This is a genomic window from Bacillus sp. EB106-07-01-XG149 (assembly GCF_058791555.1).
Genome location: NZ_JBYTDP010000002.1, coordinates 665970 through 681181, shown reverse-complemented (window position 1 = coordinate 681181; position 15212 = coordinate 665970). Strand labels below are relative to the sequence as shown.

Here is a 15212-nt window from a genome sequence, read left to right as displayed (position 1 = left end):
GCTCGGTTCTCTAAATCCTCCTTTTTAAATGTATATTGAAAGGGTTATTTAAAAAGTCCGGTTTAGATAACTGTCGCATCTCATCGTTACGTATGCTAGTCCGGTGCTCGAGTAGTACTCCTACACTGTGCTCCTCCTAGCATACGTGCCTCGATTTGCTCGGTTCTCTGAATCCTCCCTTTTAAACGTGTATTTAGGACGAAATAAAATCCGGTTTACACTATGTTTTTATTCTCGAAATATGTATTTTTAGGAATTCTATAACTTTTTCTATACAAATAGTCGGAAAAACGCTAGAATACATGGTAGACCATTTTTGTAATAGGAGTGTAGAGCTGAATGTTACATCAATTTTCACGTAATGAATTAGCCTTCGGTAAAGAAGGACTTGAAATATTAAAAAATAGTACAGTCGGTATTTTAGGAATTGGCGGCGTAGGGTCATTTTCGGCAGAGGCGTTAGCACGTTCTGGCGTAGGACGTCTCGTATTAGTCGATAAAGACGTTGTAGATATTACAAACGTAAACCGTCAAATTCACGCGTTAGTATCTACTGTAGGGCGTTCAAAAGTAGAATTAATGAAAGAGCGTATCGCAGACATTAATCCAGATTGTGAAGTAATTGGACTAGAAATGTTTTATACTGATGAAACATATGAAGAGTTCTTCAAACATGGATTGGATTTCGTAGTAGATGCATCTGATACGATTACGTTCAAAATTCATTTAATTAAACAGTGCTTACGTCGAAAAATTAAAATTATCTCATGCATGGGTGCAGCAAATAAAATGGACCCAACTCGTTTCCGTATTGCGGACATCTCTAAAACACATACAGATCCAATTGCGAAAGTAATTCGTACGAAGCTTCGTAAAGATGGTATTAAAAAAGGTGTAAAAGTTGTCTTCTCTGACGAAAACCCAATCGTAATTCGTGAAGAAGTACGTAAAGAAATCGTACCAGACGAAAATGCAAAAATTCGTAAAGCGAAATTACCACCTTCATCAAATGCATTCGTACCATCTGTGGCAGGCCTAATTATGGCAAGTCACGTTGTACGTGAACGTATTAAAAACGTTGAAGTGAAGCGTGTAGGGCAAGAATAAAAGGAAAGCATATATCCGTCTAGGATATATGCTTTTTCTATTATGTTTTAAAGAATTGCAGATATTTGCAATACTAATAATTCGAATGTAAGTAATCCTAATAAAGAATAATCGTATTTATCCGACTTATAGGCGGAAGTCTTTTTTAAACTCTGAATGGTAAAAAAACCTAATGTTAGAACGAGAATACCGAGTGTTATTTTGAAGACTATTAATGAAATAGCAACCATCTCCTTTCAAACATATATCTTTATAGTAACATTCAAGTAATAAATATCTAATTATTCCCTGATGTTTATTTGTGTGAACTTGAGGTTTATTGTTGTCAATTTTGTTTGTTAATCTATTTAAATTAATTTAGCGATGTGATTTTTACCGGAGAAAAAAGATGCCACACAGTCAGAAACCCCGACTAGGTGACATCCTTTTTAGTTTTCTGCAGAATAAACAATATCTAAATTACCATTTTGATCTGTCTTGAAAATTGGAGCGATCTGTTCTTCTTGTTCTTCAACTGAAACGAGTTTTCGAGCACGGTCCATAATTCTAACAAGCATGGCATAATCTTCTTCGATTGCTTGTTGTTTTTTTGAGAGGACCGCTAATTTTGCTTCAAGTTCATGGTTTGTTTTTTGCAGGGACGTGAGCTGAGCTTGTAATACGTCATTTTCAGTTTGTAACTTTGCGAGTGAAGGGCTATTGTGCTCTAAGTTTTGCAAAAATGAAATGACACTTTGCATTGTAAGTTCTTGTTTATTTGGCGTAATATCTTCTGAAAACTCGGCATCAATTACGAGTTGTTTCGTTTGCGTGAAATGCTCTTTTTCTATTTTAGCCTCAGAGCGTTTTAATTCTTTACGTTGTTTTTTTGCAAGTTGAACCGCATCTTCGTAATTCGGTCGTACTTCAGCATTCCATCTAAATCCGCAAGCTGCGGAAGTGCGGTTCAATGTATCGCCGACTTCATCGAATGCTTTTATTTGTGTGCTACCGCTGCGAATATGTCGTAAAACAGTTTCTGCTAAAAGGAGATCGTCTTCTTTTGTCCATGCATCTTGACGTGTTTTCATAAGCGAAGCCTCCATAATGGTGACGTTTTCGCTTATGTTACCCTTTATTTTTCGTTTTATTCGAACTTTGTAATCTTTCATATACAGTAGAAAGTGCTTGCTCAAATTTCCCTGTCGTTTTCGGTTTATAATATTGTTTGTTTTTTATTTTATCAGGTAAGTATTGTTGTTGTACCCATCCATTTGGATGGTCGTGTGGATATAAGTACCCAATGCCTCTTCCGAGTGATTCTGCGCCTTTGTAATGACTATCTTTTAAATGACTTGGAATGTCGCCTGTTTGACCGTTGCGTAAATCGTGTAATGCAGTATCAAGTGCTTTGTAAGCTGAGTTTGATTTTGGTGATAAGCAAAGCTCGATAACAGCATTTGCAAGTGGTATGCGTGCCTCCGGGAATCCAACTCGTTCCGCTGATTCTATAGCTGCTAGTGTACGCGGTCCGGCTTGTGGGCTAGCAAGTCCGATATCTTCATATGCCATAATAAGAAGACGTCTACCAATGCTTTGTAAATCACCAGCTTCAATAAGACGTGCTAAATAATGAAGTGCTGCATTTACATCACTTCCGCGCACCGATTTTTGAAATGCCGATAATACGTCATAATGAGCATCACCGCCTTTGTCGTGAACGAAGCTCTTTTTTTGCAAGCATTCTTCTGCAATTTCTAGCGTAATTACCGCAGCTTTTTCGTCCGTTGTAAAGCTAGATAAAACAGCTAGTTCAAGTGCATTATAAGCAGAACGCATGTCTCCACCAGATGCATTTGCAAAGTGATGTAATGCTTCAGGCGTAACCGTTACATCATATTCCCCGAGACCTTTTTCTTTATCTTCAAGTGCTCGTTTTAAGCCGATTAAAAGATCATCTTCTGTTAATGCGTGTAATTCGAAGATTTGACAACGACTTCGAATAGCAGAATTAATAGCATGGAACGGATTACTCGTTGTTGCACCGATTAAGGTAAGGAGTCCGCTTTCTAAATGAGGTAATAGAAAATCCTGTTTTGCTTTATCTAGACGGTGTACTTCATCTAAAATTAAAACGAGGTGTCGATGCATCTTTGCTTCTTGTACGACAACTTCCATATCTTTTTTATTATGAGTAACAGCGTTTAATAGGCGAAAAGGGGTTCCAGTACTTCCTGCAATTGCGCTCGCAATGGATGTTTTTCCTGTGCCTGGAGGGCCGTATAAAATCATAGATTGAAAATGATTTGCTTGGACCATTCGCCATAAAATTTTTCCTTCACCAACTAAATGTTGTTGTCCGATAATTTCTTGAATATTTGTAGGGCGCATTCGATGTGCGAGTGGCTGTTTCATTTTTACCGTCTCCCTTAATGTATAATCTCTTTCTATCGTATCATTTTTTTTAGTGGAATTTGAAATAGGATGCTGTTTTGTGGGAAAAATGAATATAAATATTTTCATTTTTCTTTCAATTGTAATAATTGCCGAGTTTTTCAATGTGATTTTATGTTATCATTTTGATACACAAGTTGAAATTTCTTATAATACTATATTATGCTATAATTTCATAGGATTTTAAATTGTGTTCTTTTATAAATAAGATATAACCAATAGAAGTGAAAATTTGAAAAGAGGTGCAAAATAGATGAAGATTTCAACGAAAGGCCGCTACGGCTTAACAATTATGATCGATCTTGCAAAAAAATTTGGTGAAGGTCCGATTTCCTTAAAATCAATTGCGCAGGCACATGACTTATCGGAACATTATTTAGAGCAATTAATTTCACCACTTCGTAACGCTCGTCTAGTAAAGAGTACGCGCGGGGCATATGGCGGATATGTATTGTCAGATCAGCCAGCTAACATTACAGCTGGGGACGTAATCCGTGTATTAGAGGGTCCAATTAGTGTTGTAGAAATGATAGAAGAAGAAGAACCAGCACAACGCCAATTATGGATGCGTGTTCGTGATGCGGTGCAAGAAGTGTTAGATAGTACAACGTTAGAAGATTTAGTACGTTATGAGGAAGAAAATCACGGGGGCTATATGTTTTACATTTAATTCCTTGTGAAACGATTTGGAAAGAAGGAGATTTAATGGAACGCATTTACTTAGATCATGCTGCGACATCTCCGACTCACCCAGAAGTGGTCGAAAAGATGATTCCATATATGACAGAAACATTTGGGAACCCGTCTAGTATTCACTTTTATGGACGTCAAACGCGCCATGCAGTAGATGAGGCAAGACGGGCGGGTGCACGTAGCATTCATGCGAATCCGAATGAAATTATATTTACGAGCGGTGGTACAGAAGCTGATAATTTAGCACTTATAGGTGTAGCACGTGCGAACCGTCATAAAGGTAACCATATTATAACGACGCGAATTGAACATCATGCAATTTTGCATACGTGTGAATTGTTAGAGCGCGAAGGGTTTGAAGTGACATATTTACCTGTTGATGAAACAGGACGCGTTCAAGTTTCTGACATACAAAATGCATTAACAGAAGAGACGATTCTCGTATCCGTTATGTTTGGGAATAATGAAGTTGGGACGATGCAACCAATCGTGGAAATAGGGAAGTTGCTAAAAGAGCATCAAGCTTATTTTCATACAGATGCGGTACAAGCTTACGGATTAGTAGAAATAGATGTGAAAGAGTTCGGTATTGATTTATTATCGATTTCAGCTCATAAAATTAATGGACCAAAAGGTGTAGGGTTCCTATACGCTGGTGCAAATGTGAAATTTGAACCGTTATTAATAGGCGGGGAGCAAGAAAGAAAACGCCGTGCTGGTACTGAAAATGTACCGAGTATCGTTGGTTTGCAACATGCAATTTTGTTAGCTGAAAAAACTCGTGAGCAAAAAAATGCCCAATATGAAGAGTTTAAAGATATAATGGTATCTGTCTTCAAAAATGAAGACATTACTTTCGAGGTAAACGGAAACTTAGAATATCGCTTACCACATGTGCTTAATATCAGTTTTACAGGAATGAACATTGAACCGTTCCTTGTGAACTTAGATATAGCTGGCATTGCAGTGTCAAGTGGCTCGGCGTGTACAGCTGGTTCGATTGATCCATCACATGTATTAGTAGCGATGTTCGGAAAAGACTCCGATCAAATACGTTCATCCGTACGCTTTAGTTTCGGGCTTGGAAATACGAAAGAGCAAATTGAGAAAGCGGCGTACGAAACAGTGAAAATCGTGAAGCGATTAACACAAAATTAGCATGGGAGGTGACATGATGAACAAACTACCTCAAGAAACACGCGTTGTCATCGGGATGTCCGGTGGCGTCGATTCATCTGTAGCAGCTCTTTTATTAAAAGAGCAAGGTTATGATGTAATCGGAATTTTTATGAAAAACTGGGATGATACAGATGAGAATGGTGTCTGCACAGCAACGGAAGATTACAATGATGTAATTGAAGTGTGTAACCAAATTGGCATTCCATATTATGCAGTAAACTTTGAAAAACAATACTGGGATAAAGTATTTACGTACTTCTTAGATGAGTACCGAGCTGGTCGTACACCGAACCCAGATGTAATGTGTAATAAAGAAATTAAATTTAAAGCATTTTTAGAGCATGCAATTGCGCTTGGTGCTGATTATGTAGCGACAGGTCATTATGCACGCGTTGCTTATATGGACGGCGAATATAAAATGCTTCGCGGCGTTGATGACAATAAAGACCAAACGTATTTCTTGAATCAATTAAGCCAAGAGCAATTATCAAAAACAATGTTCCCATTAGGTGAATTAAAGAAACCGCAAATTCGTGAAATGGCGACAGAAGCTGGTTTAGCGACAGCGGCGAAGAAAGATAGTACTGGTATTTGCTTTATCGGTGAGCGTAACTTTAAAGATTTCTTAAGCAACTATTTACCAGCGCAACCAGGTGTGATGCAAACATTATCTGGTGAAGTGAAAGGGAAGCATGACGGTTTAATGTACTATACAATTGGACAACGTCATGGCCTTGGTATTGGTGGTAACGGTGATCCGTGGTTTGCTGTTGGGAAAAACTTGAAAGAAAACATTTTATATGTTGATCAAGGATTCCATAACGAACTTCTATATGGTGATGAAGTTATTGCTACGAATATCGGCTGGGTAAGTAATGAAGCGAAAGAAAAAGAATTTAAGTGCACAGCAAAATTCCGTTATCGTCAAGAAGACAATAAAGTAACGGTTCAAATCGTTGATGAAAATACAGTTCGTATTCTTTGTGACGAGCCAATTCGTGCAATTACACCAGGACAAGCAGTTGTTTTCTATGATGGAGATGAGTGCTTAGGCGGTGCTACAATTGATGAAGTATATCGTAGTGGTAAGAAATTGGATTATTTAGGATAAAATGAGAAGCCTCTGCCGATTAGCGGTTAGAGGTTTCTTTTACATAAAGCGAATTTTCGTTCGCTTGGAAAATACATTCTTTGTTATAATTTGTTGTAGAGGTGAAGGACATGTCAAACAAACTTGAAACAGGTATTCAATATATGCAAGAAGGAAACTGGGAAGAAGCTGCTAAAAATTTCACAGAAGCAATTGAAGAAAATCCGAAAGATGCGCTTGGATACATTAATTTTGCGAACTTATTAGATGCACTAGGTGATAGTGAAAGAGCAATTTTATTTTATAAACGTGCATTAGAATTAGATGATAAATCTGCGGCTGCTTATTATGGATTAGGAAATGTGTATTACGGTCAAGAGCAATTTGCAGAGGCAAAGGCTGTATTTGAACAAGCGATGCAAGCGGGATTACAATCAGCTGATGTAACATTTATGTTAGGTATTACACATGTGCAACTTGGAAATGATCGTCTTGCACTGCCGTTTTTACAAAGAGCAACAGAATTAGATGAAAACGATGTAGAAGCTGTGTTTCAGTGCGGACTTTGCTTTGCACGTTTAGAACATATTCAAGAGGCGAAACCTTATTTTGAAAAGGTATTAGAAATGGATGAAGAGCATGCAGATGCGTATTATAATTTAGGTGTTGCGTACGTATTTGAAGAAAATAACGAGAAGGCTCTTACTTTATTTAAGAAAGCAACTGAAATTCAGCCAGATCACTTTTTAGCTGGCAATGGTGTTCGTTTATTGGAGCAAGAAGCTGAATAAGATGAAAATATAGTTTAATGGGTAGTTATCCCTCATCTAAATAGGTGGGGGATGTACTGCTCATTAAAGTGAAACGAACCGGAAAGGAGAGGAAAGATGGGAAATCAACATGCAATGGATTTGTTTGAGGAAGAGAAAAAGTTTATAAAAGCGCAAGTTCTTCATACCATTTTCCACAACGAAGAAAACCTCTATTCCGTTGTCAGTATGAAAGTCATTGAGACGAATGAAACGTACGACGAAAAAAAAGTGATGATAAACGGTCATTTTCCCCGCATGCATGAAGATGAAGTGTTTACATTGACAGGGCATTTTAAAGACCATCCGAAGTATGGGAAACAATATTTAGTTGAAACGTTTAAGAAAGAATTGCCGCAAACAAAAGCAGGTATGGTGCAATATTTAGCGAGTGATTTATTTAAAGGGATAGGAAAGCGTACAGCTGAAAAAATTGTGGATCATCTTGGGGAACATGCCATTTCTAAAATTATGGATGATCCGGATGCGTTAAATGGTGTTGTCAATAAGCAAAAAGCGCAAGAAATATATGAGACAATTGTTGAACATCAAGGATTAGAGAAAGTAATGAGTTTTTTAAATGGTTACGGTTTTGGAACGAAGCTTTCTATTAAGATTTACCAGCAATATAAAGAGATGACATTAGAAGTTATTCGTAATAATCCATATAAGCTTATTGAAGAAGTGGATGGGATTGGATTTGGAAGAGCGGATGATATCGGACGGGCGTTAGGGATATCGGGTAATCATGATGACCGTGTACGTGCGGGTTGTTTTTATACGTTAGAGAATGTTTCATTGCAACTTGGTCATGTTTATATGGGGAAAAATCAACTTGTAAGAGAAACGATGTCACTTTTAAATAATCAAGAAGGAAGAGTGACCGAGGAAGACATTGTAGCTTGCGTTGAAATGATGCAAAGTGAAGGGAAAGTTATCATAGAAGAAGAACGAGTGTATTTAGCATCGTTATTCTACTCAGAAAAAGGTGTTGTAAAGTCTATTCGCCGACTTATGAATCAAGAAGAAACACCTTCATTTCCTGAAGCAGAAGTGTTAAAGACGTTAGGTCAAATTGAAGAACAACTGAACGTACAGTATGCACCGCTTCAGCAAGAAGCGATTCAAACGGCACTTCATAAGCCGATGATGTTATTGACAGGTGGACCAGGAACAGGGAAGACAACAGTTATTAAAGGAATTGTTGAAATGTATGCATCACTGCACGGATTATCGTTAAATCCGAATGAATACAGTGATGATAATCCATTTCCGATATTATTAACGGCCCCAACAGGAAGAGCAGCGAAGCGAATGAGTGAATCAACGGGGCTTCCAGCTTGTACAATTCACCGTTTACTTGGCTGGACGCCAGAAGGGTCTTTCCAGCGTAATGAAACGGATCCAGTACAAGGGAAATTGCTCATTATTGATGAGTTTTCAATGGTTGATATTTGGCTTGCAAATCAGCTGTTTAAGTCATTGCCGACTAACATTCAAGTTATCGTTGTAGGCGATGAAGATCAATTACCATCTGTAGGACCTGGGCAAGTGTTGAAAGATTTATTGAATGCAGGTGCAGTTCCAACAGTAAAGCTTACTGAAATTTATCGTCAAGCGGAAGGCTCATCTGTTATTCAACTCGCCCATGCTATAAAAAATGGAACGCTCCCGCCAGATTTAGCGCAAAATCAAAAAGATCGTTCATTTATCGGCTGTACAGGAGCTCAAATTGTTGAGGTTGTTAAGAAGGTTTGTGAAAATGCTAAGACAAAAGGGTTTAGCGCAAGGGATGTACAAGTACTGGCCCCGATGTACCGCGGACCTGCCGGTATTAATGTGTTAAACGAAGCGTTGCAAGAAGTGTTTAACCCGAAAAGGGAAAAGAGTAAAGAAATTGTTTACGGTGATGTTGTATACCGACGAGGCGATAAAGTACTACAACTCGTTAATCAGCCGGAGAGCCAAGTGTTTAATGGTGATATCGGAGAAATTGTTTCGGTGTTTTATGCGAAAGAAAATGTTGAACAACAAGATATGATTATCGTTTCATTTGATGGAATTGAAGTAACGTATACAAAGCCAGACTTAAATCAAATTACACATGCCTATTGCTGTTCGATTCATAAGTCGCAAGGTAGTGAGTTCCCAATCGTAATTATGCCGATAGTAAAAAGTTACAATCGGATGTTACGTCGTAATTTAATTTATACTGGCATTACAAGAAGTAAGAAGTTCCTTATTATTTGCGGAGAGGAAGCCGCTTTCCAGTCTGGTGTAAATCGCCTTGATGATGCAATGCGCCAAACGACTTTAGCTGGTCGTTTGCAAGAATCACAAGGAGAAGTACAGATGGTAACAGTTAATGGCGAAGAAATGGACGTGGAAAACATTTCACCGTATGATTTCATGTAACAAGGTGAAATTATATAGTGAAACTTTCAAACGTATAACGTTGAAAGGCTCCAGCAATGTATAAATGAATGCGGTTTGGACATAATGGCGAATAGAATCTGGGAGACTGTAAGGAGATGAAAGCCATATGTTCATTTGTCCAAATTGCAAAGGGAAAGACATTGGGAAAATAGGTGTCAACCAATTTTATTGCTGGAATTGTTATATCGAATTATCGGTTTCAAAGGGGAAAATCCATACGCATCAAGTAGAGGAAGATGGTTCATTAAGCTCTCTTGATGATTTATTTGATGAGAACGAAAGAACGATCGGATAACGAAAAGGGGGATTTACTTTGAATCTACGCAATTCATTAATCGCATTAGGTGTTGGAGCTGCAGCATATCAATATGCTCGCAAGCAAGATGTATTTTCAAAACGCAATATGAAAAAAGCACGTAAGATGATTAAATCTTATTTATAAGCGCAAAAAACTCCCTTCATCAAGGGAGTTTTTTTATGCACTTGTATGTAAATATAAAAGTCCGATTTCAGAGAAGAGATACGATAGGCCGTAACATCCAACGCCAAGCATTCCGTAATGAAATAATTGCTTCGCTCTTTCTTTTCGTGAGGAACGAATAAAGAAACCTTTCCAAATACCAAACCCGATACAAACCCATTCAAGAATCATAAAAAGTGCTGATAATACGAGCATAAATAAAACCATTATGAGCCCTCCTGATTATATTGTTTCATGCTGCATTCTCAGGGGTGGTTGTCCTTATTATGTTATGTATATGTACGTCTTTACAAAACAGTATGGTCTGCACGAAAAGATTTTAAAACTTTCGCACATAACCTACCCTATTTATTTTCAAAATAAAGGTGGAGGAGGTTTTTCATGTGAAGAATCTTAAAATCATTTGGATATATCGTTTAGGGTTATTGTTACTTGTATTTCTTTGTTTGCTCGTCTTTTTAAAAATTAAGCCGCTATGGGCACCGATTATTTTTGTATTTAAAGTGGCAATTACACCGTTTCTTATTGCGTGTTTTATTGCGTATTTATTGCATCCTTTAATTGAAAAAATTCATAAAGAAGGGATGCCACGTACACTTGCTATTTTGCTCATTTACATCCTTTTCTTTGGCGGAATTGGTTATGGGATTTATAAAGGAACGCCAATTGTTATTAAGCAATTACAAGAGATTAATGAGCAATTTCCGCAGTTTACAAAAATGTATGATTCTTGGATGGATGGCGTTACGGAACAAACAGCGAACTTCCCGTCCTTTATTCATGAAAAGGTGAAACAAATTTTTGGTGGAGTAGAAACGAAGATACAATCACTTTTAAATAAAGTGATGAGCACAGCCCGTGGCGTATTGGACTCGTTGCTTATTATTTTCTTAATACCGTTCATTGTATTTTACATATTAAAAGATTACGGTGAATTTTATCATATCTTTTGGAAACTAGTCCCGAGTAAGTGGCGTAGTACAGGGCAAATGCTGGCGAAAGAAATTGATAAGTCACTCGGAAGTTATATTCGAGGACAGTTATTTGTTTGCTTAGTATTAGGGGGCGTATCTGTTCTTTCTTTTTGGTTTATCGGTATGAAATATCCATTATTACTCGGCATTATTATTGGGGTAACGGATATAATCCCGTACTTCGGTCCTATTTTAGGGGCGATTCCGACATTGATGATTGCGGCAACGGTATCAACGAGTTTACTCATTAAGGCGGGAATTACGATTGCTATTTTACAATTTTTGGAAAGTAACATTTTATCACCTTACATCGTTGGTAAGTCACTTCGTATGCATCCTGTTATTATTATGCTCGCATTACTAGTTGGGGGAGAAGTGGCAGGAATTGTAGGGTTATTAATATCAGTTCCTGTTTTAGCGGTCATTCGTACGGTGATCGTTCATGTAAGGCCTCTTTGGAAAAAAGAAAATGTGTAATATGATAGCCCTCTACTTATAAAAGTAGAGGGCTATCATTATTTAGAGAGTTGCTCGTGTATTTGTTGAACGAGAGAGCTTACATCATTTGTTTGAATATGTTTTATTTTTTTCCATTCATTATCGTACATAAATATAATTTGATTGCTGAAAAGACGCTTTTGCTCTTTTAGATTAGAAATGTTTGCAAAAGAGTACTCTTCAAATATTGGGTTCTTACTTACATCTGGTCCATAAAAGAAGAGCCGTTTGTTCGTTAAAATCAATAGGCCTGGCCTTGCGACGGAACGATAAATAAATATGTCTAATGAACATGCTACATAAAACAATATTGTTTCGTCAGTCATTAATATGTTTTTAGCTTTGCTTAATAAGGTTGTCATTGTAATCGCCCCTTTATTATTGATAATTTAATCATAACAAAAATATAATATTCTGAAAAATATAGAGATAGTACAATTTATTAATAAATGCATAATATATTGAAAGGCTGTTAAGAATGAATAGTAGAATAACTATGGTTAATGCAATATAAATGATTATCTACATTGACAAACTTAAGAGAATTCTATTATATTTAGTCATATAATACATTAAATCAATGACGGAAAAAGTACGTTACAGTCCATTTATAGAGAGAAGCTTCCATATGGCTGAAAGAAGCTTTAAATGAAGGGTAACAGAAAGCTAATCCTGAGAGCAGCTAATCACTGCCGTCTTGCCACGTTACGGCACCATGAGGTGATGAATTGATTGTTATAATAATCAATTCATAATTAGGGTGGTATCGCGAGTTAACTCTCGTCCCTTTTATAGGGGCGGGAGTTTTTTATATTTAAGGAGGAAAATACAATGAAACAACTAACAGGCGCACAAATTCGTCAAATGTTTTTAGACTTTTTCCAAGAAAAAGGACATGCAGTAGAACCTAGTGCATCACTAGTTCCGCATGAAGATCCATCTCTGTTATGGATTAACAGTGGTGTAGCGACATTAAAAAAATATTTTGATGGACGTGTAATCCCGCAAAATCCACGTATTACAAATGCTCAAAAATCAATTCGTACAAACGATATTGAAAACGTAGGGAAAACAGCTCGTCACCATACATTCTTTGAAATGTTAGGAAACTTCTCAATCGGTGATTACTTTAAAGAAGAAGCAATTACTTGGGCTTGGGAATTCTTAACGAGCGACAAATGGATCGGATTCGATAAAGAATTACTATCAGTTACAATCCATCCAGAAGATGAAGAAGCATTCACAATTTGGAATGAAAAAATGGGTGTTCCAAAAGAGCGCATCATCCGTTTAGAAGAAAACTTCTGGGATATCGGTGAAGGACCAAGCGGACCGAATACAGAGATTTTCTATGACCGCGGAGAAGCTTATGGTAATGACTTTAGTGACCCAGAATTATATCCAGGCGGAGAAAACGAGCGTTACTTAGAAGTATGGAACCTTGTATTCTCTCAATTTAACCATAATCCAGACGGTTCATATACACCGCTTCCTAAGAAAAACATCGATACAGGGATGGGTCTAGAGCGTATGACATCTATCGTTCAAGATGTACCTACAAACTTTGACACAGACTTATTCATGCCGATGATTGGCGCAACAGAATCAATTTCTGGTGAGAAGTATCGTAATGGTGACTTAGAAAAAGATATGGCGTTTAAAGTAATTGCTGACCATATCCGTACAGTAACATTTGCTGTAGGTGACGGTGCTCTTCCATCTAACGAAGGCCGTGGTTATGTATTACGTCGTTTATTACGCCGCGCGGTTCGTTATTCGAAGAAATTAAACATCAACCGTCCATTCATGTTTGAATTAGTGCCGGTTGTTGGAGAAGTAATGAAAGACTTCTACCCAGAAGTACTTGAAAAGAAAGATTTCATAGCAAAAGTTGTGAAAAACGAAGAAGAGCGTTTCCATGAAACACTTCATGATGGGGAAGCAATTTTAGCTGAAGTTATCACAAAAGCAAAAGAAGAAAAAACAACTGTTATTTCTGGAGTAGATGCGTTCCGTCTATATGACACATATGGTTTCCCGATTGAATTAACAGAAGAATATGCAGAAGAAGCTGGTATGACAGTTGATCAGGAAGGCTTTGAAAGTGAAATGGAAAAACAACGTGAGCGCGCACGTGCTGCTCGTCAAGACGTTGATTCTATGCAAGTTCAAGGCGGTGTCCTTGGAGAAGTGAAAGTAGCGAGCGAGTTCGTTGGTTACGGTACAGTTGCAACAGAAAGTAACGTTGTTGCACTTGTGAAAAACGGCGAATACACAGATAGCTTACAAGCTGGTGAAGAAGGGCAATTAATGCTTGATGTAACACCATTCTATGCTGAGAGCGGTGGACAAATTGCAGACCGTGGTTACCTTCTTGCTGACGGCGTGAAAGTGCTTGTAAAAGATGTACAAAAAGCACCAAATGGCCAAAACTTACACAAAGTTGTTGTTGAAGAAGGTACATTAACGAAAGATGCGGCTGTGAAAGCTATTATCGACACGAAAAACCGTAGTAGCGTTGTGAAAAACCATACAGCAACTCACTTACTACACCAAGCATTAAAAGACGTACTTGGAACGCATGTTAACCAAGCAGGTTCTCTTGTAACTTCTGAACGTTTACGCTTTGATTTCTCTCACTTCGGTCAAGTACAAGCTGACGAATTAGAAAAAATTGAGCGTATGGTAAACGAGAAAATTTGGGAAAGTATTGATGTTGAGATTTCTCAAAAAGCAATTGAAGAAGCGAAAGAAATGGGCGCAATGGCATTATTCGGTGAAAAATACGGTGATGTTGTACGCGTTGTACAAGTAGGCGATTATAGCTTAGAGCTTTGCGGTGGTTGTCACGTTGATAACACAGCTTCAATTGGTATTTTCAAAATCGTTGCTGAGTCTGGTATCGGTGCAGGAACGCGTCGTATTGAAGCAGTAACTGGTAAATCTGCATACGAATTAATGAACGATCAAGTAGGTTTATTAAAAGAAGCAGCAGGAAAAATGAAAACAAATCCGAAAGATATTTTAACAAGAGTGGATGGTTTATTTGCTGAAGTAAAACAACTTCAAAAAGAAAACGAATCTCTTGCTGCAAAATTAAGCAATATTGAAGCTGGAAACTTAACTGATTCAGTAATGACAGTTGATGGCGTAAACGTATTAGCAGCGAAAGTAAACGTTGCAGATATGAACAACTTACGTACGATGATGGATGACCTGAAAAATAAATTAGAGTCTGCAGTTGTCGTATTAGCGTCTGTAAATGATGATAAAGTAAACATCTTAGCTGGCGTAACGAAAGATTTAATTAGCCAAGGTTACCATGCTGGTAAACTTGTGAAAGAAGTAGCTTCTCGTTGTGGCGGCGGCGGTGGTGGCCGTCCTGACATGGCTCAAGCAGGCGGTAAAAACCCAGCGCAAGTTGAGGAAGCTTTAGCATTTGTACAAGAGTACGTTAAATCTGTTTCAAAATAAAGAGATAGTAGTGTACAATGGTAGGGAGAGGAGAAGTT

14 protein-coding genes and 1 other annotated feature are annotated in these 15212 nt (G+C 37.7%); of the genes, 10 read left to right on the top strand and 4 right to left on the bottom strand.

Annotation, left to right across the window (positions count from 1 at the left end; all coding sequences use genetic code 11):
• Window positions 1-339: 339 nt before the first annotated feature.
• Window positions 340-1107, top strand: a complete 768-nt coding sequence (locus AC3WTA_RS09655; protein WP_000903180.1) for a tRNA threonylcarbamoyladenosine dehydratase — start codon at window positions 340-342, stop codon at window positions 1105-1107.
• Between the two features lie 428 nt (window positions 1108-1535).
• On the opposite strand, the gene AC3WTA_RS09650 is transcribed toward AC3WTA_RS09655, so the two are convergent.
• Both AC3WTA_RS09650 and AC3WTA_RS09645 read right to left on the bottom strand, forming a co-directional pair.
• Window positions 1536-2177, bottom strand: a complete 642-nt coding sequence (locus AC3WTA_RS09650; protein WP_000857721.1) for an RsfA family transcriptional regulator — start codon at window positions 2175-2177, stop codon at window positions 1536-1538.
• A 37-nt stretch (window positions 2178-2214) separates the two neighbouring features.
• Window positions 2215-3501 carry a replication-associated recombination protein A gene (locus AC3WTA_RS09645; RefSeq protein ID WP_000812941.1) on the bottom strand — a complete coding sequence of 429 codons (1287 nt, stop codon included), beginning with the start codon at window positions 3499-3501 and terminating at the stop codon, window positions 2215-2217.
• Window positions 3502-3793: 292 nt separating this feature from the next.
• On the opposite strand from AC3WTA_RS09645, the gene cymR reads away from it, so the two are divergent.
• From cymR to AC3WTA_RS09610, 7 genes are all read left to right on the top strand, one after another.
• Window positions 3794-4210, top strand: coding sequence for a cysteine metabolism transcriptional regulator CymR (gene cymR, locus AC3WTA_RS09640; protein ID WP_000704116.1), 417 nt, complete (start codon window positions 3794-3796; stop codon window positions 4208-4210).
• Between the two features lie 35 nt (window positions 4211-4245).
• Complete coding sequence (locus AC3WTA_RS09635; protein WP_000439916.1) at window positions 4246-5391, top strand: cysteine desulfurase family protein; 1146 nt, start codon at window positions 4246-4248, stop codon at window positions 5389-5391.
• A 16-nt stretch (window positions 5392-5407) separates the two neighbouring features.
• Window positions 5408-6523 carry a tRNA 2-thiouridine(34) synthase MnmA gene (gene mnmA / locus AC3WTA_RS09630; RefSeq protein WP_001038022.1) on the top strand — a complete coding sequence of 372 codons (1116 nt, stop codon included), beginning with the start codon at window positions 5408-5410 and terminating at the stop codon, window positions 6521-6523.
• A 110-nt stretch (window positions 6524-6633) separates the two neighbouring features.
• Complete coding sequence (locus AC3WTA_RS09625) at window positions 6634-7293, top strand: tetratricopeptide repeat protein (RefSeq protein WP_000066386.1); 660 nt, start codon at window positions 6634-6636, stop codon at window positions 7291-7293.
• Between the two features lie 96 nt (window positions 7294-7389).
• Entirely contained in the window at window positions 7390-9726 is a 2337-nt protein-coding gene (recD2, locus tag AC3WTA_RS09620) for an SF1B family DNA helicase RecD2 (RefSeq protein ID WP_000528064.1), read from the top strand.
• A gap of 127 nt (window positions 9727-9853) precedes the next feature.
• Window positions 9854-10042 (top strand): YrzR-like zinc ribbon domain, encoded by a 189-nt coding sequence (locus AC3WTA_RS09615; RefSeq protein ID WP_000469281.1) that lies wholly within the window; start codon window positions 9854-9856, stop codon window positions 10040-10042.
• 18 nt (window positions 10043-10060) lie between these two features.
• Window positions 10061-10189, top strand: a complete 129-nt coding sequence (locus AC3WTA_RS09610) for a YrzQ family protein (RefSeq protein ID WP_001053553.1) — start codon at window positions 10061-10063, stop codon at window positions 10187-10189.
• 33 nt (window positions 10190-10222) lie between these two features.
• Here AC3WTA_RS09610 and AC3WTA_RS09605 read toward each other — a convergent pair whose 3' ends face one another.
• Window positions 10223-10435 carry a hypothetical protein gene (locus AC3WTA_RS09605; protein ID WP_000242555.1) on the bottom strand — a complete coding sequence of 71 codons (213 nt, stop codon included), beginning with the start codon at window positions 10433-10435 and terminating at the stop codon, window positions 10223-10225.
• 176 nt (window positions 10436-10611) lie between these two features.
• Between AC3WTA_RS09605 and AC3WTA_RS09600 the strand changes: the two genes are divergently transcribed.
• Complete coding sequence (locus tag AC3WTA_RS09600; RefSeq protein ID WP_000793122.1) at window positions 10612-11679, top strand: AI-2E family transporter; 1068 nt, start codon at window positions 10612-10614, stop codon at window positions 11677-11679.
• A 38-nt stretch (window positions 11680-11717) separates the two neighbouring features.
• Here AC3WTA_RS09600 and AC3WTA_RS09595 read toward each other — a convergent pair whose 3' ends face one another.
• Window positions 11718-12062, bottom strand: a complete 345-nt coding sequence (locus tag AC3WTA_RS09595) for a PH domain-containing protein (protein ID WP_000209591.1) — start codon at window positions 12060-12062, stop codon at window positions 11718-11720.
• Between the two features lie 209 nt (window positions 12063-12271).
• Window positions 12272-12491 (top strand) — a binding site (T-box leader).
• A 40-nt stretch (window positions 12492-12531) separates the two neighbouring features.
• On the opposite strand from AC3WTA_RS09595, the gene alaS reads away from it, so the two are divergent.
• Window positions 12532-15174: an alanine--tRNA ligase gene (alaS, locus tag AC3WTA_RS09590; RefSeq protein WP_000811817.1), complete on the top strand. Its 2643-nt coding sequence runs from the start codon at window positions 12532-12534 to the stop codon at window positions 15172-15174.
• The last annotated feature ends 38 nt before the right edge of the window (window positions 15175-15212 follow it).

Bases quoted from the DNA above. Each gene is read 5' to 3' on its own strand.
- AC3WTA_RS09650 (WP_000857721.1), bottom strand. From the start codon at position 2,177: ATGAAAACACGTCAAGATGCATGGACAAAAGAAGACGATCTCCTTTTA.
- AC3WTA_RS09595 (WP_000209591.1), bottom strand. From the start codon at position 12,062: ATGACAACCTTATTAAGCAAAGCTAAAAACATATTAATGACTGACGAA.
- cymR (WP_000704116.1), top strand. From the start codon at position 3,794: ATGAAGATTTCAACGAAAGGCCGCTACGGCTTAACAATTATGATCGAT.
- AC3WTA_RS09615 (WP_000469281.1), top strand. From the start codon at position 9,854: ATGTTCATTTGTCCAAATTGCAAAGGGAAAGACATTGGGAAAATAGGT.
- AC3WTA_RS09655 (WP_000903180.1), top strand. From the start codon at position 340: ATGTTACATCAATTTTCACGTAATGAATTAGCCTTCGGTAAAGAAGGA.
- AC3WTA_RS09625 (WP_000066386.1), top strand. From the start codon at position 6,634: ATGTCAAACAAACTTGAAACAGGTATTCAATATATGCAAGAAGGAAAC.
- AC3WTA_RS09645 (WP_000812941.1), bottom strand. From the start codon at position 3,501: ATGAAACAGCCACTCGCACATCGAATGCGCCCTACAAATATTCAAGAA.
- recD2 (WP_000528064.1), top strand. From the start codon at position 7,390: ATGGGAAATCAACATGCAATGGATTTGTTTGAGGAAGAGAAAAAGTTT.
- alaS (WP_000811817.1), top strand. From the start codon at position 12,532: ATGAAACAACTAACAGGCGCACAAATTCGTCAAATGTTTTTAGACTTT.
- mnmA (WP_001038022.1), top strand. From the start codon at position 5,408: ATGAACAAACTACCTCAAGAAACACGCGTTGTCATCGGGATGTCCGGT.
- AC3WTA_RS09635 (WP_000439916.1), top strand. From the start codon at position 4,246: ATGGAACGCATTTACTTAGATCATGCTGCGACATCTCCGACTCACCCA.
- AC3WTA_RS09605 (WP_000242555.1), bottom strand. From the start codon at position 10,435: ATGGTTTTATTTATGCTCGTATTATCAGCACTTTTTATGATTCTTGAA.